The sequence below is a fragment of the Jeotgalibaca porci genome, assembly GCF_011299095.1.
Lineage (GTDB): Bacteria > Bacillota > Bacilli > Lactobacillales > Aerococcaceae > Jeotgalibaca > Jeotgalibaca porci.
Genome location: NZ_CP049889.1, coordinates 1,713,985 through 1,734,458 on the forward strand (window position 1 = coordinate 1,713,985; position 20,474 = coordinate 1,734,458).

Consider the following 20,474-nt stretch of genomic DNA (forward strand, 5'->3'; position numbering starts at 1 on the left):
GCTTTTTATTAAAATTAGAAAAAAATAATTATTTCTTATACATTACTCATCTAAATGAAAGCGCAACCAACTGATGCCGGGGTTATCGCTTTTTAAATGAGAAAACAATAAGTATAATTACAATAGGAGCATACGATGTGATTAATATCACATTCAAGGCGTGATAAAACGCAAGAAAGCGTTTTCACTTCGCAGTATAGTATAGATAACAAAAAAACAAGGAGGAATAATACAATGGCAGCAAACACAGGTCAGGCAGTAAATATCTTTTCGGAAATTGGAAAACTTAAACAGGTCATCGTACATAGACCGGGTAGAGAATTAGAAAACTTAGTACCAGATTACTTGGACAGGCTATTGTTTGATGATATTCCGTTTTTAGAAGCAGCTCAAAAAGAACATGACGAATTTGCGAAAATTCTAGAAGACAACGGTGTCGAAGTTCTTTACTTGGAAAGATTGGTTACAGAAGCACTTGATGCAGCAGACGTTAAAGAACAATTCGTTGACGAGTGGTTAGCTGAAACGGGCCTAGCAAAAGGCGCAACGTATGAAGCAATTCGCCAAGACTTGTTGAACTATGATGATACCTTCGAAATGGTTCTTAAAACAATGGAAGGTTATACAAAAACAGAAGTAGAAGTTTCTGATTCTGTATCCTTGGCAGACTCAATCAGTGGTGACTATCCATTCTTGGTTGATCCAATGCCAAACCTTTACTTTACACGTGATCCATTTGCAACGATCGGAAATGGTGTTTCTATTAACCACATGTATGCCGAAACGCGTAACCGTGAAACACTATACGGTAAATACATCTTTGATTTCCATCCAAACTTCAAAGATACAGAAACTTATTACAAACGCGATGCCGAAACACGTATCGAAGGTGGAGATATCCTCATTCTTTCCGAGAAAACACTAGCAATCGGAATTTCGCAAAGAACGGATGCACGCTCAATCGAAACATTGGCGAAAAACATCTTTGGAACGACAAGCTATGACGAAGTATTGGCATTCTCTATTGCGGAAAATCGTAAGTTTATGCACTTGGATACAGTCTTTACAATGGTTGACTACGACAAATTCACGATTCACCCAGAAATCGAAGGAGACTTGCAAGTGTTCTCTGTTACGAAAGATGGCGAAGGCGTCAAAATTGAAGAAAAAGTTGATACGTTAGAAAATATCTTGGCTGAAGCACTTGAAATTGAAAAAGTAGAATTGATTCGTTGTGGTGGTGGCGATCCGGTTATCGCAGCACGTGAGCAATGGAATGATGGTTCTAATACGCTGACAATCGCACCAGGTGTCGTAATTGTTTACAACCGTAACACCGTTACAAACAAATTGTTGCGCGAAGCAGGGATAACGGTTCACGAGTTTGATGGAAGTGAATTGGTTCGCGGTCGTGGGGGCCCACGTTGTATGAGTATGCCAGTTTACCGTGAAAACATTTAATTAAATCATTAGCCAAATAGAAAAGGGGAGACACACATGTTCCAAGGAAGAAACTTTTTGAAAGAGATTGATTTTACAAAAGAAGAATTGAATTACTTAGTAGATTTCTCTATCCATTTGAAAGATTTGAAGAAACGCGGTATTCCACATCAATACCTAAAAGGTCAAAATATCGCTCTGCTATTCGAAAAGACATCGACACGGACACGTGCAGCCTTTACTGTAGCAGCGAATGATCTTGGAGCAGCGCCAGAGTTCCTAGGTTCAAACGATATCCAACTGGGTAAAAAAGAATCGGTTGAAGATACAGCGAAAGTATTGGGAAGTATGTTTGACGGCATCGAATTCCGTGGCTTCAGCCAAGAAATGGTAGAAGACTTAGGTAAATATGCAGGCGTTCCAGTTTGGAACGGTCTGACCGATGCATGGCATCCAACACAAATGATTGCGGATTTCATGACATTAAAAGAAGAATTCGGCGAATTAAAAGGGAAAAAATTGGTTTATCTAGGTGATGGCCGTAACAACGTGGCGAACAGTCTATTGATTACAGGAGCGATTCTGGGAGTAAACATTACGATATCTACACCAGAATCTCTATTCCCTGAACAAGAATTAGTGGATATGGCTAAGAAATATGCGGAAGAATCTGGTTCAGTGATCGAAATTACAACTGAAACAGCTGAAGCAGTGAAAGATGCAGATGCGTTATACACAGACGTTTGGGTATCCATGGGTGAGGAAGACAAGTTTGAAGAGCGCGTGAACTTACTGAAACCATACCAAATCAACAAAGAACTAACAAATCATATCGAAGGCGACTGGATTTTATTACACTGTCTGCCAGCATTCCATGATACTGAAACACTATACGGAAAAGATATTTTGGAAAGATTTGGAATCGGCGAAATGGAAGTAACGGATGAAGTATTCCGAGGTCCACAAGCGCGTCAATTCCAACAAGCAGAAAACCGTATGCACTCGATCAAGGCAATTATGGCTGTAACAAATGGGAATCTCTTCATTCCTAAAGTATAAAAATATAAAATAAAAAGCTAGGATTGGGGTCAGCCGTCCCAATCCTAGACTTATAAGGATGTGAATAAAATGGCGGAAACGAAGAAAAGAAAATTTAAAATGCCAACATCTTTTACCATACTTTTTATTATCATTGTACTTACTGCAATTTTGACCTGGCTTATTCCTGCTGGACAATATGATTTGAACGCTGACGGCGAAGTTTTAAGTGGTACTTACCACTTAGTGGATGCCGCACCACAAGGGATTTGGGATGTTCTAGCGGCACCGTTTATCGGAATGATCGGTAACGAAGCAACGGGCGGCGCGATTGAAATCTCACTCTTTATCCTGGTAATCGGTGGATTCTTGGCTGTTGTAACCGAAACAGGCGCGATCGATGCGGGTATCTCAGCAGTTATTAAAAAGAACGAAAAGAACATGGGTCGCTTAATTTGGATTCTAATGTTCATCTTTGCACTTGGTGGCTCGACTTACGGAATGGCGGAAGAAACAATGCCGTTCTACGCATTACTTATTCCGTTGATGGTAACCGTAGGATTTGACTCACTAACTGCTGTTGCGGTTGTTTTGGTCGGATCAGGCATGGGTGTATTAGCTTCTACTGTTAACCCATTTGCAACGGGTATTGCCTCCGCAATGGCGGGAATTGGTTTAGCAGAAGGTATTGTTCCACGTCTTGTCTTCTTCCTGGTAATGTACTTCTTGGGAGCATCCTACGTATCCCGCTACGCAAACCGTGTACAAGCGGATCCTAAGAATTCCCTCATTTATGAAAAAATGGAAGATCAAAAGAAAGAATTCGCAGTAAAAGAAAATATGGAAGCGATGACTTCTAAACAAAGAACAGTCCTTATCTTGTTCGGCTTGAGTTTTGCAATCATGATTGTGGGACTTATTCCGTGGAGCGACTTATTCCCAAGTTTCACATTTTTTGAAGATATTTATTACAGCATGCAGGATACACCAGTCATTGGTGCCTTAATCGGGCAAAGTTTCCTACCGTTTGGTTGGTGGTACTTGAATGAAATCACAGTATTATTCTTCGTCATGTCTATCATCATCGCCTTTGTATATGGTATTCCTGAAGATCGCTATATCCATGTGTTCTTGGAAGGTACCAAAGACTTGTTAAGTGTTGCTTTAATCTGTGCGGTTGCCAGAGGAATTCAAGTTGTAATGAACGATGGTCAAATTACCGCAACTGTACTCTATTGGGGCGAACAACTTTTAAGCGGCCTATCTGAAGGTATCTTTATCGTCGTAACGTATATCTTCTACATTCCATTGTCATTCTTGATTCCATCCACATCTGGATTGGCTGCAGCGACAATGGGAATCATGGCACCACTTGGAACATTTGCTGGAGTAGCAGAAAGCTTGATTATTACTGCTTACCAATCAGCATCTGGTCTGGTAAACTTAATTACGCCAACATCCGGTGTGGTAATGGGTGCGATGGCAATTGCAGGCTTAGAAATTACAACATGGTGGAAATTTATGAGCAAGCTCCTTGTTATGATTTTCGCGGCTTCAGCAGTTCTATTGGTAGTATTCGCATTATTGGGTATGTAAGACAACCCGATGTTCGAAAGGGGTAATGAGTGTGGCGTATACTTTAACTAAAAATGTACAAGAACAAGCATTAACTTCACTGAAGGAATGGATTTCCATTCCTTCAGTTTTAAATGAAACATCCTCAAAGTGGCCGTTTGGAGATGAGATTCAGCGGATGCTGGAACTCACCTTAAGAACGTGTGAAGAACTCGGAATGACGACGTATATGGATCCTGAGGGTTATTACGGGTATGCGGAGATTGGTGAAGGTACCGAAACAATGGCGATTTTATGCCATATTGACGTTGTACCAGCCGAAGATGAAGCTGCTTGGAAATTTGGACCATTTACGGCAACCATTGACGAAGGTAAAATCTACGGACGTGGGACACAGGATGACAAAGGACCAACCATCGCCTCACTTTACGCTGTCAAAGCGTTGGTGGATGCAGGAGAAGTTTTCAATAAAAAAATTCGTTTTATTTTCGGTACAGACGAGGAAAACTTATGGCGCTGTATGGATAAATACAACGAGAAAGAACCGGAAGCGACATACGGTTTCGCACCGGATTCCGATTTCCCGTTAACTTATGCTGAAAAAGGTCTGTTACAAGTGAAGTTACATGGACCAGGAAGTAAGGATTTTCAGACGCATAACGATGGTGCTTTTAACGTGGTACCGGATAAAGCTGTCTACAATGAAAAAGAAAAAGTAGCAGAAATGAAGGCATTGGCAGATGCGCGCGGCTATTCCTACTTGGATCAAGCCGATGAACTCGTTTTGACTGGCGTGTCCGTTCATGCGAAAGACGCACAAGATGGCGTCAATGCTGTCGTGAATCTGGCAGATTTATTAAAAGAACACTACGAGCATGAAGCGCTAGCGTTTATTGCTGATAACTTTGTCAACGATCCACATGCAAAACAAATATTTGGAGAAGTGGCTGACGCGGATAGCGGCGCCCTTACTGCAAATATCGCCAAGTTGCTTGTCACACCTGACGAATCCGTCGTGGCGATTGACCTGCGTTTGCCGGTAACAGCAGATAAAGAAGTATTGGTGGCCGACCTTAAAGCAGCAGCTACCACCTATGGATTGGAATATGAAGAATATGATTACTTACGGTCATTGTATGTGCCTTTAGACCATTCATTGATTCAAACATTATTGGAAGTCTATCGTGGCTTAACCGGCGATAACAGTGAACCGATCAGTTCAGGTGGTGCTACTTACGCACGCACCATGAATAACTGTGTCGCGTTCGGAGCTCGGACGGCAGATGTTCCAATGACTGCGCATCAAGTAAATGAAAACATGCCCGTTAAAAACTTCTATGAAGCGATGGAAATATACGCGCATGCAATAAAAGCACTCACATGTGACTAACGAAAGAGGAGAGAGTATATGGGACGTAAAATTGTTGTAGCATTGGGTGGAAATGCGATTTTAGTCGATAATCCAACAGCAGAAGCACAAAAACAAGCAGTGAAACAAACTGCTGAGCATTTAGTTAAATTTATTGAAAACGGTGATGAGCTAATCGTTACACATGGGAACGGCCCACAAGTTGGGAATCTCTTGCTGCAAAACTTGGAAGCTGACTCCGATAAAAATCCAGCTTTTCCACTCGACAGTCTGGTTGCGATGACTGAAGGCAGCATCGGCTACTGGTTACAAAATGCGTTACAAAACGCTTTGGCAGAAAGAAATATCGACAAGGAAGTTGCGACGATTGTGACGCAAGTTATTGTGGATGAGAAGGATCCAGCTTTCGAAAACCCTACGAAACCTATTGGGCCTTTCTACAGCGAGGAAGAAGCAAAAGTAGAAATTGAAAAGGGTAAAGGAACATTTAAGGAAGATTCAAACCGCGGCTGGCGTAAAGTTGTGCCATCACCAAAACCAGTTACCATCAAAGAAATTAAAACAATTAGTAACTTAGTTGAAACGGGACACATTGTTATTGCAGGCGGTGGCGGTGGAATTCCTGTTATCGAAAGAGAAGGCAAGTTAGAAGGAATTGAAGCCGTTATTGATAAAGACTTCGCTTCCCAACAACTCGCTACGCAACTGAACGCCGATTTATTTGTCGTTTTGACCGGAGTGGATTACGTCTTCGTCAACTACAACAAGCCAGATCAAATGAAGTTGGAACAAGTAACAGTTTCTGACTTACACACATACATTGAGGAAAAACAATTTGCGCCTGGAAGCATGTTACCGAAAGTGGAGGCAGCAATTGATTTTGTAGAGAGTGGCGAAGCGAATACAGCAATCATTACTTCTTTAGAGAACATTGGAAGTTTGATTCATTCGAATGCTGGGACGATTATTACCAAATAGCAAACCAAACCTCTGGAATCCTCCCATATTTACATGGAAGTTTCTGGAGGTTATTGGTATTATTTGTATAGAGAGGGTTCTTGATATGGAATATAAGAAAAGTATATTGAAAGCGCTATTGCCTGTAGTGGGGGAACATCTATCCGAGGAAGAAATAGAAAGTTTGATTGAAATCCCGAATAATTCTGAATTTGGTGATTTAGCTTTTCCTGTGTTCTCATTGGCGAAAGTTTACCGTCAGGCACCAAATAAAATTGCCGAGGAACTCATTGAGAAAATCGATGCGAGTAACTTTGAATCAATGAATGCCATCGGACCCTATATTAACTTTAAGCTGAATCGCGAATCTGTCAGCAAAACCGTTTTGAAAGAGGTTTTAACCCAAGGCGAGAATTATGGTGCGCAAGACATTGGAAAAGGCGGGAATGCTCCTGTTGATATGTCTTCCCCTAATATTGCCAAGCCGATGTCGATGGGCCACTTGCGTTCGACAGTAATCGGAAATGCAGTCGGAAATATTCTTGAAAAAGTGAACTACAAGGTTATCCGTATTAATCACTTAGGAGACTGGGGTACGCAATTTGGTAAATTAATTGTCGCGTATAAGAAATGGGGCGACGAGGAAATTGTTAAACAGGATCCTGTTAATGAACTGGTGAAATTGTATGTCGACTTCCATGACAAGGCTGATTTAGATCCTTCCTTAGAAGAAGAAGCCCGCGCTGCCTTCAAGAGGTTAGAAGAGGGCGACGAAGAAATGTATGAACTGTGGAGTTGGTTCAAAGAAGAATCATTGAAAGAGTTCAATAAAATCTACGAAATTCTAGGTATCACATTCGATTCTTATAACGGCGAATCTTTCTATAATAATAAGATGCAAGAGGTCTTGGATGAATTAGAAAATCAGGGCATTTCAACGATTGAAAATGGTGCGACGATTGTACGCTTGGAAGAAGAAGGACTCCCACCGGCATTAATTAAAAAGTCTGACGGCGCGACCCTTTACCTCACACGTGACTTAGCAACGGCTTATTACCGGAAACGGACGTATGATTTTGTAGAGAGTGTTTACGTGGTGGGGAATGAGCAAGCTAACCACTTTAAACAGTTAAAGGCTGTCTTGAAGCGTCTCGGCCATGATTGGGCGGAAAACATGCACCATGTTCCGTTTGGTTTGATTACACTGGGCGGTAAGAAATTATCCACGCGTAAAGGGAAAATCATCTTGCTGGAAGACGTCTTGAATGAAGCAATTAAATTAGCAGAAGAACAAATACTCCTTAAGAACCCTGACTTGGAGAATAAGGACGAAGTTGCCAAACAAGTTGGCGTTGGAGCCGTTATTTTCCATGATTTGAAAAAAGACCGTCTGAACAGTTTTGACTTCAAAATTGAAGAGATTGTACAATTCGAAGGTGAAACAGGACCTTACGTACAATATTCCTATGTACGAACACGCAGTCTCTTAGAAAAGTACGGCAAAGAAATCAACCTGGATCGTCTATCTGGTTTAGAAGATGACTACAGTTGGGAAGTTATCAAGAAATTGGAAGACTACGGGAAGGCAATCAGACAAGCTGCGGCTGCTTATGAGCCGTCAGTCGTGACGAAATATCTCATCCAACTGGCGCAAATGTTCAATAAGTATTACGGAAATACCCGAATATTAGAAGATAATGCACAATTGGAATCACGTATGGCATTGGTGGAAGCAACATCAGTTATTCTAAAAGATGGTCTGCATTTACTGGGTATAGAAGTTCCTGAAAAGATGTAAGAGCTGCAGCTCTATCTAGATAGGAGGCACTTTTTGGTTAACCGTGACGTAGAGTTATATGTTTCAAATATTCAAGAGGAAGAATTTTTTCGACGCTTTTCGAGCGAAGAGATTTTAAAGATTACATCCGAATCTCTTTTTCATCAGTATCAAAAAGGCCAAATCATTTTCTTCCAGGAGGATCCGAATCGCTATGCCTATTATTTATTCAAAGGCTTGATTAAACTGGAGAAGATGGATGAAACCGGCGAATTTGCGTATGTAGACTATATCTCAGATCATACATTTTTCCCATATGGAGAAGTGTTACGCGATAAAACCTACACCTATACCGGTTATGCGCAAACCGATATAGACCTGATGCTGATACCCCAACACGTTATCAGTGACTTGGTTAGAGAAAATTCTGAACAACTGATTTATATGTATCAGCAAACAACTAAAATTATACGCTTTTTGGAAAGACGTATTCAGATGACCACTATTCCAAATGCAACCCAAAAAGTGATTCATACGTTGGCCATTTGGATGGAAGATTTGAGCGTGGAACGGTCTGGGAAACGGGTGATTCACTATCCCATGACAATCAGTGATTTAGGCGTAGTAGCAGGCACGACCCGAGAAACAGCAAGCCGGGTCGTGAAAATGCTGACGAAAGAAAAACGGATTTCGATGACGCGCAAATCTGTTGAGTTTTTGGATGTCGCATATTTTCAAAAAATATTGGATAGTTGAAATTATTTATATGAAGCAAATACATAATTTTAAAAGGGTGAGACATGTTTTGTCTCCCTTTTTTTTCTGCGTTCATTTAAGGACTCTTGGCTGATTTAAGAATATAAGGAACGTTTCTAGCATAAGCACAATATAATTAGAAACTATAACTTAAATATATTCACTTATTGCCGATATAGACTATCGTAGTAGCTATGTGAAATTAAATACTCGATAATAACAATGTATGAAAAGTAAACCTAAATATAAGGTGATAAGAAGGAGAATTTCCTAATTTGACTGCATATGTCATTAAAGAAAAAGTGGCTGATTTATACTTTGTATTTCAACCTATCGTAAAGACCCAGTCTGAAAAAAGTCATACTATCAGTTCTTATGAAGTATTATTACGTTCCCGTAAAGAGGGACGTTTTCCTATAGATTTATTTCTAGATTTAATCAGTGACGAAGAAAGTAATCAAATTCTTCTGGACGAATATAAAAAAATGGTCTATCATTTTATGGAAAGTTGTCCGGACATTGGATTATCCTTGAATGTCCATCACGAACAGCTTGTTCATGAATCAACTTGGAAGTTCTTAAAGGACATCCAAATATTCAGTAATCGTATTACGATTGAATTCACCGAATTTGTTCCTGACAGTTATGTTCGAAATAATTTTTCGACACGTCAGTGGATGTGTGCTATTAACAAACTCGGCTATCGCATTGCATTAGATGATATCGATAGCGGACTGAACAGTCTTCAGTTTGTGATGGAACACATCGATTTAATCAAAGTTATCAAATTTTCATTGCTGCCATTTCGCATGATGGATCGTCCGACTATTCTACACTTTATCGAAGGCTGGATTAAGATTTCGGAGCGTTACAATGTTGCATTAGTAGTCGAGGCAGTTGAAGATAAAGAGCTGGCAAACGAGCTCAGTAATTTGGGAGCCGTTTATCAGCAAGGTTATTTCTGGGGCAGAGGCAAAGTTCTATAGTGCAAAGTTAAATATATAGGAGAATCTTATGTTTGCTACAATGATTGCCAACGTGACTATTATCTTTATTCCAATTTATTTGTATTTTCGCAGCAACTACGCGATTGCAGATATCAAACAATTATCTTTTCAAAAATGGTTGCTGTTCGTCTGTGTAGAGTCACTCGTAGGGATTGCTCTCGTATACTTATCTTGGGACTTTGTGGGCATTCCAGTAGATTCGCGTATCCTCTTTTTTAGTATTTCGATGACCTATTTTGGTTGGAAGATAACTATTCCGAGTATGTTGCTTGCAGAAGTAGTGCATATCTTTCATACCGGACATGCGACTATGCTAGTGGGACTCGTTACTACTCTTCTTTTTGCATGGTCGCTTTACTTTGTAGCGAAATTGGCCGCAAAGCGCTTTGAAGCTTATGGTCAGTTGCTATCTCTTGTTCTGTACAACGCCGTACTCAAAACTGTGTTGGTTTACAGAACTACTCAAGATGTGCAAAGAACCTTCCTGTTCTTTCTTGTCATCGTGACTCTGTCGTTGCTTATAACAACTGGGATGTTCATGCAGATGGCTGATTTACGCATTTTGAGGGAACGTTCTGATTTTGATTACTTAACGCGACTCTTAAATGTTCGGAAGTTTAAAGAACGATTAACCACTTTAGACAAAGTTTCGCATGCACATGTCAGCATAGCTGTGTTAGACCTAGATTTATTTAAGCAATTCAACGATACGTACGGCCATGATGCCGGGGATAATATCCTTTGGGGAGTGGCGCAGGTATTTGCAGCATACTCATCTAAGAATGCCACTGTGTACCGCATAGGGGGCGAAGAATTCGCTGTTATCATGGTAGGCATGTCGAAGAAAGAAGCAGAGTTTTTTATAGTAGACATTATGGATAATGTCGTAAACCGTCCTATTCCTTTGAATAGGGAGGAATCAGTTTCTGTTACTTTATCCGTCGGGTTGGCATTTTCAAGAGAAGGTGAAACATTGCATAAACTGTGGAAATTAGCGGATCGTGCGATGTATCATTCTAAAGAGAATGGCCGTAATCAATTAACTGTTGCTCCAACTGAATAAAAATTGACTAAACACTTCTTAAGAGAGGTGTTTTTTTTGTTGTATCGGGTTTGCCTTTTGTAAAGTGAGTAATGAATGGCGTATCATTGCCCACTTTAGGACATAACTGGGGAATGATGTCCGATTCATTGCCCATTTTAGGACATAACTGGGGAATGATGCCCGATTCATTGCCCACTTTAGGACATAACTGGGGAATGATGCCCGATTGATTGCCCATTTTAGGACATAACTGGGGAATGATGTCCGATTCATTCCCCACTTTGGTTCTAGGTGATTCGGGGTTGGTGAAGGAAATGTCCTCCGGGATTTCTGAGAAGAATACCCAGAATAACCATGATAGAGTCATCTTTTACGCGGGTTCCTTCTTCGGGATATAAACTGATATACCTTTCAAGTTCTTCGGTTTTTGTGTTCGCGGTTCAAACGCAAAATAAATCCCCCAAAAGTAGTTTTACTTTTTCAAGTGTCTACTTTTGGGGGAGCATATCTTAATGATTTACATTGCGTGTTTTTTTTGTTGTATCTTGCAAAGTTTGTGAAAAACCACCTTGGAAAATACAATAATAGAATATATGGTCAAATATGTTTAAAATGTTTCATCCTAAAAGCAATAAAAATGCTAAGTAAAAACAAATGTTTGAAACAAGAAAGATTAAACGTTGGAAAGAAAGGGTTTTCTGTCTACATATTTTACATTCTTAAAAAATAGTAAACTTCTGTTATTGACAGTTTTTGAGCTAAAGCATATACTTTGAATTAATAAGTCACACTAGAATAGGTAAAGAATATGGCAGAGATGATGAAAAAAATTAAAGAGAAATTGCTAAAACAAGAGAGTGGCGTCACTTTGGTGGAACTACTGGCTTCTATTGTGCTGCTCACGATTATCGTCACAACATTTCTCACTTTTTTCGTCCAGGCAGGCCGCACCAATAACCGGATTGATGACATGAACGAGGCAACTTTCATTGCCCAGGAGCAGCTGGAACTTATTACCGGCTATTCAGAAGAGCTGACAGTGGCCGACACAAAAAAGAAATTAGCCACTAGTAAAAATGGCTATAACATACACGTAACTTTTGAACCAAAAGATGATTTACAGGCCGTTATGGTAATTGTATCGAAGGAGGAGAAGCCTCTTGCGCAGATGGAAACAAGATTGCCGTTTAAGAAATGAAGCCGGTTTTACATTAGTGGAGTTGTTAGCGAGCTTAGCGGTGCTCTCGCTCATTATCGGATTAATCGGCTCCGTTACCATGTTTGGACTCAAGCAGTATGATCAGCAAGTTTATGTCGCAGAGCAGTCGAATGATTATGCGTACGCATTAACAGTGCTGTCAAAGGAAGTGCGAAGCGCAGAAGAGGTAGTGATTTCTGCTGGATCAATCACAGTAGACGGAGTTGTGTTCGCACAAAGTGGTTCTCAATTAGTTAAGACGACGCAATCCGGGAAAGAAATATTAGCAGATAATGTCAAAACTGGTGGCTTTCAAGTAGTCGAAAACACAGACAAAACAATTGGAATTACTTTAGAAAATGCCCAAACGGATGTCAAGCAAAAAATGTATGAGACAACTATCTACTTAAGAAGGTGATGACAATGCGCATTGAAAAACCACAAAATATATCTGAAAACGAACAAGGCAGTGCATTAGTCTACACTTTGATGGTACTTTTACTGTTATCGCTATTAGGTATGTCTGTCGGGATGGTTACTGTGGGGAGTTACCGCCTCGCAAGTGAAACTCAGGATAGTACTTCTGCATATTATATAGCAGAAGCTGGTGCTGAAACTATTTATAGAAACATCGAGAGTCAAGTTTCTAAGGTTTATGAGTCCAGTTCTACAAAAAACGCTTATGTATCCGCAATAAATACTTTAGTGAGAAGCGTTGATGATAAGATTGTTGAAAACTTTCAAAACCAGAAAAATAGCCAACCGGAAGCTCATGTAAAGATTGAGCAGACCGGAGAAATGAAATATATTATCATTTCCACTGGGAAAGTCAGTGGAAATGAAAGAGTGGTAAAAAAAGAATTTAATATTAACTGGATAGAAAAGAGCAAAGCGATTAACTTACCGTCCACTCCTCCAAATGCGGCAATAGTAGCCAGGAACAAGTTATCATTAACTAATGGGACATTGAATGGTACGGCTTATATTGACTCCAAGGCGAAAAATGCCATCTTTTTAAAAGGTGGCCAAGGTGGATATGCAGGTACTATTGTTTATCCATTAGGAGTTAAGCAAGAAGATATATTAGATAAATCCCAAATCTATGAGCCTTATCCGAAGTTAATCTCTAGAGAAGAGAAATTTTATTGGAATAATTATGAAGATCTATTAAATGCGATTAAAAAAGATTTTAATCAGCCAGTGACAATTAATAAAAATACATTTGAAAGATTACCTGAAGAGTACTTTGAAAAAGATCAATATAATAAATACCAAGTTGTTACTTCGGATGGGAGTGTTTTAGTTAATAACTGGATGTTTTCCCACTATGATATTAAAGTAAATAACAACAAATATATTCCTAAATTAATACTCGATTCGGACAAATCTACTAATATTACTTTCAGTAGCGGCGCAGAGTCCCTTGTGATTGATGAGATAAGCATCGGATCTGGAAGCAAAGTTTTTTTAAAAGGCTCTGGAAATATAAATATTTACTTAAATAAATTAACGATACAACCGGCGGGGAGTCTTGATATTGAGGTAGATGGACATGTCACGATAAGGGTAGACGATTTGAAAGTTTTGTCAAGCAAAATTAATATTAAAAATAGCAATAATGTTACAATAGTGGTTAATAAGTCCCTAGAATTTAATAATGAATCGATGATTAACAACCCCGGAAGTTCAAAACAACTCTTATTTGTATATAGAGGGAGTACACCAAACTTTAGTGAACTTACTTATATGAACGCTAATGTATTTTCTATAAATAATAGTGACGCCCTAACAATAAAAAATTCCAGTATCAATGGTATATTCGTTACAGATAGCAAGTCCGTTTCTTATTCTGGTGGGAATGCAAGTAGAGAGTCAAATTTGATTATGATCGCTCCAGCAGCCGATATCACTTTAGGAGAAGGTTACTATATAAATGGGACATTGATTGGAAATAAAGTAACGCTCAGCGGTGGAGGTAATTTGATGAGTAAGATAATTGATTCAGCGGGGTTCTACTTTGATGGTGGTGCCGAAAATGAAGCTATAGATTTAATTACTTCCACTCCAATCATCGAACCAAACTAGAAAGGACGTGAAAGCTTGGCAGATTTCAAGAAAAAGAAACTTGGGGATTTACTGAAAGAAGCTGGCTTGATTACGGAGCTGCAAATCATTGAAGCGATTGAGCGTAAGAAAGCAGATCAAAAATTGGGAAATGCTTTGGTTGAACAAGGCTTCATTACTGAAAAACAATTGTTGGATGTATTAGAAATCCAATTGAAATTGGATAGTGTGTCGCTTTACCAGTATCCTTTAGATCCCGCATTGGCTGACGTGGTTACAAAAGAGTTCGCCCGTTCGAAGTTGTTGCTTCCAATTAAGATTGAAGGCTCACATCTTTTGGTTGCGATGAATGACCCGTTGGACTTTTATGCAATCGAGGAATTGGAGTTCGCGACTGGGTACGTTGTTCAACCGGTTATCGCCACACGTGATGACTTGTTGCAGACAATGAACAGGGTGTATGATTCAAAAGAAGTGAATGTGGAGCATATCGAAGGCGAAGACGCGCCGGCAGTTCGTATTTTTACGCAATTATTGGAAACGGGCGTGACGTTGCGTGCTTCCGATATTCACTTGGACCAAACGGAACATCAAGTAACTGTTCGTTACCGCGTTGACGGTGTATTGAGAACGGACCGACCTTTACCCAAATCATTAATGAACTCATTGATTGCCCGCATTAAAATTATGGCGGGATTGAATGTTACGGAATCACGGTTGCCGCAAGATGGGCGTATCAGTACTAAAATACTCGGTAAAAAAACGAATTTGCGGGTGGCCACGTTGCCAACTGTATTCGGTGAAAAAGTTGTTCTGCGTATTTTAGATATGTCGAATCTGTTCACAAAAGTGGTTGATATAGGCTTCGAGCCGGATGTTTTAGAAGACTATGAAGCATTGTTAAAGCAACCATCTGGCTTAATTCTTTTAACAGGCCCAACCGGATCAGGAAAAACGTCGACACTTTACGGTTCGCTAAATGAACTGAATCGGCCGGACTTGAACATTATTACGGTTGAAGATCCGGTAGAATATCAGCTCGAAGGGATTAACCAAGTACAAGTGAATGCACAGATTGGTCTGACATTTGCGGCGGGATTGCGCTCTATTTTGCGACAAGACCCGAATGTTATCATGGTTGGGGAAATCCGTGACGGGGAGACAGCTGAAAACAGTATCCGTGCCGCACTGACTGGGCATTTAGTTTTTAGTACGCTGCATACAAATAGCGCGATTGAGGCGATTCCACGGTTGATGGATATGGGAATTGAATCCTACTTGATCACTTCCGCATTGAGTGGAGTGGTTGCACAACGTTTGGTTAAAACAATCTGCAAAGACTGTTCGTATACAAGAGAAGCGACGCCGGTTGAAAAAGAGATTTTTGAGCGTCGTGGGCAAACGATTGAAACAATCACAAACGGTGAAGGGTGCGATGCCTGTCGTCAAACGGGTTACCGGGGCCGAATGGCTATTCATGAATTGCTGGTTGTGGATGAATCAATGAAGAAATTGATGATGAATAATGCGTCGTTCCAAGAATTAAAAAATCATATGATTGAAAAAAACACGCGTCTATTAATAGATGATGGCTTGTTGAAGGTAAAAGCTGGAAAAACGACTCTGGAAGAAATTCTTCGAGTTGCTTCTCTCGATGACTAAGGGGGGAGAATGATGGAAAATTTAAATGAAATATTAAAAAAAGCTTTCTATGCTGGCGCTTCTGATGTTCATTTAGTTGTGGGTACGCCTCCCGTTTTTCGAGTTGATGGCAATCTCATTCCACAACCTGGTGAGAGACTGAGTCCGGAAGACATTAAAGTATTTGCGCATGCGATTTTGCCCACTGAAATGGTGGCATTTCTAGAAGAAAAACGTGAAATCGACTTTTCTTATGGAATCAATGGTTTGACCCGCTTTCGCGTGAATGTCTTTTATCAAAGAAATTCGTTATCAATGGCTTTTCGAATTATCGCGATGGACATACCGAAACTGGAAACGCTGGGTATTCCCACGGTTACCCGTAAGTTGGTTGAAGAACCACATGGCCTTTTTCTAGTGACTGGTCCAACCGGAAGCGGAAAAACGACTTCGTTGGCGTCGCTGATTAATCATCTGAATCTAACGCAAAACCGGCATATTATCACTCTGGAAGATCCGATTGAATATTTGCATACGCATAAAAAATCAATCATCGTCCAACGTGAAATTGGATTTGACGCTGCATCCTTTCAGTCTGGATTAAGAGCCAGTTTACGTCAGGATCCGGATGTCATTTTAGTGGGTGAGTTACGCGATTTAGAGACGATTTCCACTGCAATTACAGCAGCGGAAACGGGACACTTGGTTTTAGGAACCTTGCATACATCCAGTGCGACCGGCAGTATTGAGCGGATGATAGATGTATTTCCGGGTGATCAACGCAATCAAGTGCGTCTGATGTTGGCCAATGTACTGTTAGGGATTTTAACACAACGACTCTTGCCGAGGCGGGATGGGACAGGGCGTGTACCGGCAACAGAAATGCTAATAAATAATACGGCCATCAAAAATCTTATCCGCAATGAAAAAATGCACCAGATTCCTAATATTTTACAAACCTCGGGAGACCAAGGTATGCACACCATGGAAATGAGTCTGAGACAGTTAGTAAATGAAGGAAAGATTAGTCCGGAGCAAGTATGGTGAACGAAAGGGGGGTAAAGGATGGCGGTATTTTCCTATCAAGCGAAAACGAAAGATGGCAAAAAACTTAAAGGTAAAATTGAAAGTGTGACGAAACGTGATGCAATGGAAGAACTCCGTAGTATGGATTTAGTTGTCTTTAAAGTAGAACCAATGAACGCACTTTTAAACAAAGATATTACGTTACGAAAAACGCTAAAAGAAAAAGAATTTATCATTTTTTTGCGCCAGTTCGCAACGCTTTTGAATGCCGGTATTTTATTGGTTGATAGTGTCGAACTTTTAGCCAAGCAAACCACGGATCCCGTTTTAATGGTAGCGCTGGAAACGTTGGCCTCGGATGTTCAAAACGGTGAAGCATTGTCTGTCGCAATGACAAAACAGCCGAAAGTTTTCCCGGACTTATTAGTACATATGACACATTCGGCTGAAGTCAGTGGACGTTTGGAAGAGGTTATGGATCAAATGGCTTCTTACTACGAGAAACAATACCGGATTAAGAAGAAGGTTGAAACGGCCATGACCTATCCGTTGGTCGTCGGAACATTGGCAATCGGTATTACGATATTTTTGTTGGTTTTCATCGTACCGATATTTAGCGACATGTTTGCTTCAATGGGGGGCGAGTTGCCAGCCATTACCAAACTTGTTCTCAACTTGAGTAACTTTTTCAAAGATTTTTGGATACTTATGGTCTTGGTAGTTTTGTTGTTCATATTGGCTTCACAGCGGCTTTTGAAGCAAGAACGCTATGCGTATTCGAAAGATGTTTTTGTATTACGTTTTCCACTTATTGGTCTGTTTATGCAAAAAACGTTATTGGCACGGATGACGCAAACGCTGAGTTCGTTGCTGAATAGTTCCGTTCCAATTTTGGATGCGATTGATGTTACGAGCCAAGTTGTGGGGAATAGAGTGGTCTCGAAAGTGTTGAAGGCTGCCCGGAAAGATGTGGAACAAGGAGAGTCCTTAGCGAAAGCGATGGACGGTCACTGGTTCTTCCCGCCACTCATTACACAGATGATTCAGGTAGGTGAGTCGAGTGGGGAATTGGATACCATGCTCAAAAAAGTAGCAGATATCTATGATCAGGAATTAGAAGAAGCTTCTGATAAATTACAGTCGCTGATTGAGCCGATTATGATTGTCACATTGGCAGTATTTGTTGGCTTTATTGTAATGGCAATTGTCGTTCCGATGTTCGGAATGTTTGAGACGTTTTAAAGGCAATTTTTTGATAAAAAGATGTTGCTTATATATAAATAAGTGAGTATAATAAGATGAATCAAACATTTGTACTAAAATTCAAGTTACTTGATAGTCACACGTTGTTTTAAGGTCAAATAAAATTGTTGGGGGAAAAGGAAATGAGAAACAAAATCAAACAATTGTTAAACAAAGAAGAAGGATTTACATTGGTAGAGTTACTAGCAGTACTAGCGATTTTAGCACTTATTGTGGGGATTGCTGTTCCGATGATTGGGAATGTGGTTAGTAATTCACAAACTAAGGCTGATGCAGCTCAAAGTGAGCTAATCGTTAATGCTGCACAATTGCAGGCTGTAGAAGCAGGTACTAAATTTGATGCTAGTAAAGCAATAGATATAGACCCATTAGTAAATGCAGGATATTTGGAATCTGATCCAGAGTTAAAGGGAAAAACTCTTACAGTTACAACAGGAACTGACGGGAAAAAAGTCTATACATTATCGACAACTCCTCCAAAATAATTTAACTATCTGAAAGACTCCTTCTCGGGGTCTTTCTTTCTTAATAAAGGAGCCTGACAATGGACGTTATATTCACCCTAATCTTTTTCATTTATGGCCTCATTTTCGGCTCCTTCTTTAATGTTGTGGGGCTGCGAGTACCGAAAGGAAGCTTGTTTTCGCAAACGCGCTCCTATTGCGACACGTGCGAGCGCACTTTAACTTGGAAGGAATTAATCCCGGTCTTTTCATTTATGATTCAAAAAGGAAAATGTCGGAAGTGCCAAGAGGAAATTTCGCCGCTGTATCCGTTCATGGAACTTGCGACTGGAATTTTGGTTGCATTCACGTATTACCGATTCGGTTTTAGTCCAGCGTTACTGTTAGGTTTATTATTAATTAGTCTGGTCATTCCGATTACCGTTTCGGATATTGCGTATCGCCGGATCCCGAATAAAATCCTACTCTTTTTCTTCCCGTTGTTCTTGATTTACCATCTGGTCTTTCCGCTGACGCCGCTTTGGGACGCACTTTTAGGCGCAGGGATTGCATTTACTTTGCTACTTCTCATTCTCTTTCTATCAAAAGGCGGCATGGGCGCAGGGGATTTGAAGTACTTTACACTCTTGGGGTTTGTATTTGGTACGAAAGGTTTTCTGTTAACGTTCTTCCTGGCGGTTCTGTTCGGATTGGTCGGTGGACTGATTACAATGAAGCGCACAAAGCAAGGAGCGAAAACGCTGATTCCTTTTGGTCCGTATATCGGTCTAGCCGCCATGACAGTTTTATTTTATGGGGATGCACTTATTACGTGGTATGTATCGTTGCTTGGATTTTGAACAAGTCATAATGAGGTGAAATATGCTATTTAAAAAGAAACCAAATCTATACTTTGAATTTCTAGAAACAAGAATCCGTTATGTTGTGACGGATCCTCAGAGCCAGGCGGTTATCGACAAAGCTGAAATACAATTTGAAACGAAAATTATTAATGAAGGTAAAATTACGAATCCGTCATTAATTCAAAACCGCCTGCATGCGCTTGTTACAGAGAAAAAATGGAAAAATGCGAAAGCGTCATTGTTATTGCCGGATGATTCGGTGGTTATTCGGGAAGAGATTATTCCGGGGCAACTGACTGAGGCGGAAGTGAAAGACTATCTCAATCTGCACATGGGGCAGTCAATTCGTTCACCATTTAAGGAAACGAGCTTTCATCACGAGATTGTTTGGCAGAGTGAGACGGAGAAAAAAGTAATTTTAATGTTATATCCCACAGCGACGACTCGTGAGTTTGAAGCTATTTTGACGGGAGCGAATTTGGACCCACAGTTCGCAGATATCTCTTCTTTGTGCCTGTATCGTATGATTGAAAGTAATAATGACATCAAATTGGCTGATGACAACCACACGCTTGTGTTTCAATGGACCCCGACACATACAACGAATATGGTCTTTAACCAGAATTTGCCGAAGTTTGCGAGAAACTCACGTAATCCAAACGTTTTTGAAGACTGGGAATTGACAGCTGAGGGTGAATGGCTGTGGAAAAAAGACCAGCAGTCTTTGCTGGGAGAGATTAAAGAAACATTGGATGTTTTGGAACGCTTTTTAGAATTCTACCGTTACTCCGTTTTAGATGGTAAAAATGGGATTACGGAAATTGTTCTAGCCGGTGATTTTTCTTATATGGAAGAATTGAAAGAAAATATGGAGAACCGTTTTTATTTGCCAATTCATCATATTAAGCAAGTGGAAGAAGTTGAATCAAAATATCTACCGTTATATGGTCTTTCAATGAAACAAAAAGGCACGAATAAAACGAAACGAAAAGTGGTAAAGGAGGCGTAGCCA

Annotated in this window: 19 protein-coding genes; 18 read left to right on the forward strand and 1 reads right to left on the reverse strand. The window is 40.2% G+C overall.

Going from position 1 to position 20,474, the window contains the following annotated elements; all coding sequences use genetic code 11:
• Nucleotides 1–234 precede the first annotated feature (234 nt).
• The 9 genes from arcA (at nt 235) to G7058_RS08845 (ending at nt 10,982) form a co-directional block, all read left to right on the forward strand.
• On the forward strand, nt 235–1,461 hold the full coding sequence (gene arcA / locus G7058_RS08805) for an arginine deiminase (RefSeq protein WP_166063184.1): 1,227 nt from the start codon (nt 235–237) through the stop codon (nt 1,459–1,461).
• A gap of 36 nt (nt 1,462–1,497) precedes the next feature.
• Entirely contained in the window at nt 1,498–2,499 is a 1,002-nt protein-coding gene (gene argF, locus G7058_RS08810) for an ornithine carbamoyltransferase (protein WP_166063185.1), read from the forward strand.
• A 69-nt stretch (nt 2,500–2,568) separates the two neighbouring features.
• Nucleotides 2,569–4,074, forward strand: a complete 1,506-nt coding sequence (locus G7058_RS08815) for a YfcC family protein (RefSeq protein ID WP_166063186.1) — start codon at nt 2,569–2,571, stop codon at nt 4,072–4,074.
• A gap of 31 nt (nt 4,075–4,105) precedes the next feature.
• A complete protein-coding gene (locus G7058_RS08820; protein ID WP_166063187.1) occupies nt 4,106–5,443 on the forward strand; it encodes a M20 family metallopeptidase in 1,338 nt (445 codons plus the stop codon).
• A gap of 18 nt (nt 5,444–5,461) precedes the next feature.
• Nucleotides 5,462–6,400 carry a carbamate kinase gene (arcC, locus tag G7058_RS08825; RefSeq protein WP_166063188.1) on the forward strand — a complete coding sequence of 313 codons (939 nt, stop codon included), beginning with the start codon at nt 5,462–5,464 and terminating at the stop codon, nt 6,398–6,400.
• Nucleotides 6,401–6,485: 85 nt separating this feature from the next.
• Nucleotides 6,486–8,177, forward strand: coding sequence for an arginine--tRNA ligase (argS, locus tag G7058_RS08830; protein WP_166063190.1), 1,692 nt, complete (start codon nt 6,486–6,488; stop codon nt 8,175–8,177).
• Nucleotides 8,178–8,210: 33 nt separating this feature from the next.
• Nucleotides 8,211–8,912: a Crp/Fnr family transcriptional regulator gene (locus G7058_RS08835; protein WP_166063191.1), complete on the forward strand. Its 702-nt coding sequence runs from the start codon at nt 8,211–8,213 to the stop codon at nt 8,910–8,912.
• A gap of 275 nt (nt 8,913–9,187) precedes the next feature.
• Nucleotides 9,188–9,898 (forward strand): EAL domain-containing protein, encoded by a 711-nt coding sequence (locus G7058_RS08840; protein WP_166063192.1) that lies wholly within the window; start codon nt 9,188–9,190, stop codon nt 9,896–9,898.
• A 28-nt stretch (nt 9,899–9,926) separates the two neighbouring features.
• Complete coding sequence (locus tag G7058_RS08845) at nt 9,927–10,982, forward strand: GGDEF domain-containing protein (RefSeq protein ID WP_166063193.1); 1,056 nt, start codon at nt 9,927–9,929, stop codon at nt 10,980–10,982.
• Nucleotides 10,983–10,989: 7 nt separating this feature from the next.
• Here G7058_RS08845 and G7058_RS08850 read toward each other — a convergent pair whose 3' ends face one another.
• Nucleotides 10,990–11,331 (reverse strand): hypothetical protein, encoded by a 342-nt coding sequence (locus G7058_RS08850; protein WP_166063194.1) that lies wholly within the window; start codon nt 11,329–11,331, stop codon nt 10,990–10,992.
• Nucleotides 11,332–11,772: 441 nt separating this feature from the next.
• Here G7058_RS08850 and G7058_RS08855 point away from each other — a divergent pair, with 441 nt between their 5' ends.
• From G7058_RS08855 to pilM, 9 genes are all read left to right on the forward strand, one after another.
• Nucleotides 11,773–12,162, forward strand: a complete 390-nt coding sequence (locus G7058_RS08855) for a type IV pilus modification PilV family protein (protein ID WP_166063195.1) — start codon at nt 11,773–11,775, stop codon at nt 12,160–12,162.
• A complete protein-coding gene (locus G7058_RS08860) occupies nt 12,125–12,580 on the forward strand; it encodes a prepilin-type N-terminal cleavage/methylation domain-containing protein (protein ID WP_166063196.1) in 456 nt (151 codons plus the stop codon). The genes G7058_RS08855 and G7058_RS08860 overlap by 38 nt, the downstream gene beginning before the upstream one ends.
• Before the next feature lie 5 nt (nt 12,581–12,585).
• Nucleotides 12,586–14,247: a PilX N-terminal domain-containing pilus assembly protein gene (locus G7058_RS08865; RefSeq protein WP_166063197.1), complete on the forward strand. Its 1,662-nt coding sequence runs from the start codon at nt 12,586–12,588 to the stop codon at nt 14,245–14,247.
• Between the two features lie 15 nt (nt 14,248–14,262).
• Nucleotides 14,263–15,888, forward strand: a complete 1,626-nt coding sequence (locus G7058_RS08870) for a GspE/PulE family protein (protein ID WP_166063198.1) — start codon at nt 14,263–14,265, stop codon at nt 15,886–15,888.
• Nucleotides 15,889–15,900: 12 nt separating this feature from the next.
• A complete protein-coding gene (locus tag G7058_RS08875) occupies nt 15,901–16,914 on the forward strand; it encodes a type IV pilus twitching motility protein PilT (RefSeq protein WP_227004421.1) in 1,014 nt (337 codons plus the stop codon).
• An 18-nt stretch (nt 16,915–16,932) separates the two neighbouring features.
• The gene (locus G7058_RS08880; RefSeq protein WP_166063200.1) at nt 16,933–18,135 is read left to right on the forward strand and encodes a type II secretion system F family protein; all 1,203 of its coding nucleotides are present in this window, start codon (nt 16,933–16,935) and stop codon (nt 18,133–18,135) included.
• Between the two features lie 143 nt (nt 18,136–18,278).
• The gene (locus G7058_RS08885) at nt 18,279–18,641 is read left to right on the forward strand and encodes a prepilin-type N-terminal cleavage/methylation domain-containing protein (protein WP_166063201.1); all 363 of its coding nucleotides are present in this window, start codon (nt 18,279–18,281) and stop codon (nt 18,639–18,641) included.
• 59 nt (nt 18,642–18,700) lie between these two features.
• A complete protein-coding gene (locus G7058_RS08890) occupies nt 18,701–19,459 on the forward strand; it encodes a prepilin peptidase (protein ID WP_166063202.1) in 759 nt (252 codons plus the stop codon).
• A gap of 22 nt (nt 19,460–19,481) precedes the next feature.
• The gene (gene pilM / locus G7058_RS08895) at nt 19,482–20,471 is read left to right on the forward strand and encodes a type IV pilus biogenesis protein PilM (protein ID WP_166063203.1); all 990 of its coding nucleotides are present in this window, start codon (nt 19,482–19,484) and stop codon (nt 20,469–20,471) included.
• Nucleotides 20,472–20,474: the final 3 nt, after the last annotated feature.

Excerpts from the sequence above, each read along its gene's own strand:
- G7058_RS08875 (WP_227004421.1), top strand. The coding sequence starts at position 15,901 with ATGGAAAATTTAAATGAAATATTAAAAAAAGCTTTCTATGCTGGCGCT.
- G7058_RS08815 (WP_166063186.1), top strand. The coding sequence starts at position 2,569 with ATGGCGGAAACGAAGAAAAGAAAATTTAAAATGCCAACATCTTTTACC.
- pilM (WP_166063203.1), top strand. The coding sequence starts at position 19,482 with ATGCTATTTAAAAAGAAACCAAATCTATACTTTGAATTTCTAGAAACA.
- G7058_RS08880 (WP_166063200.1), top strand. The coding sequence starts at position 16,933 with ATGGCGGTATTTTCCTATCAAGCGAAAACGAAAGATGGCAAAAAACTT.
- G7058_RS08845 (WP_166063193.1), top strand. The coding sequence starts at position 9,927 with ATGTTTGCTACAATGATTGCCAACGTGACTATTATCTTTATTCCAATT.
- G7058_RS08885 (WP_166063201.1), top strand. The coding sequence starts at position 18,279 with ATGAGAAACAAAATCAAACAATTGTTAAACAAAGAAGAAGGATTTACA.
- G7058_RS08865 (WP_166063197.1), top strand. The coding sequence starts at position 12,586 with ATGCGCATTGAAAAACCACAAAATATATCTGAAAACGAACAAGGCAGT.
- G7058_RS08850 (WP_166063194.1), bottom strand. The coding sequence starts at position 11,331 with ATGACTCTATCATGGTTATTCTGGGTATTCTTCTCAGAAATCCCGGAG.
- G7058_RS08890 (WP_166063202.1), top strand. The coding sequence starts at position 18,701 with ATGGACGTTATATTCACCCTAATCTTTTTCATTTATGGCCTCATTTTC.
- argF (WP_166063185.1), top strand. The coding sequence starts at position 1,498 with ATGTTCCAAGGAAGAAACTTTTTGAAAGAGATTGATTTTACAAAAGAA.
- argS (WP_166063190.1), top strand. The coding sequence starts at position 6,486 with ATGGAATATAAGAAAAGTATATTGAAAGCGCTATTGCCTGTAGTGGGG.
- arcA (WP_166063184.1), top strand. The coding sequence starts at position 235 with ATGGCAGCAAACACAGGTCAGGCAGTAAATATCTTTTCGGAAATTGGA.
- G7058_RS08855 (WP_166063195.1), top strand. The coding sequence starts at position 11,773 with ATGGCAGAGATGATGAAAAAAATTAAAGAGAAATTGCTAAAACAAGAG.
- arcC (WP_166063188.1), top strand. The coding sequence starts at position 5,462 with ATGGGACGTAAAATTGTTGTAGCATTGGGTGGAAATGCGATTTTAGTC.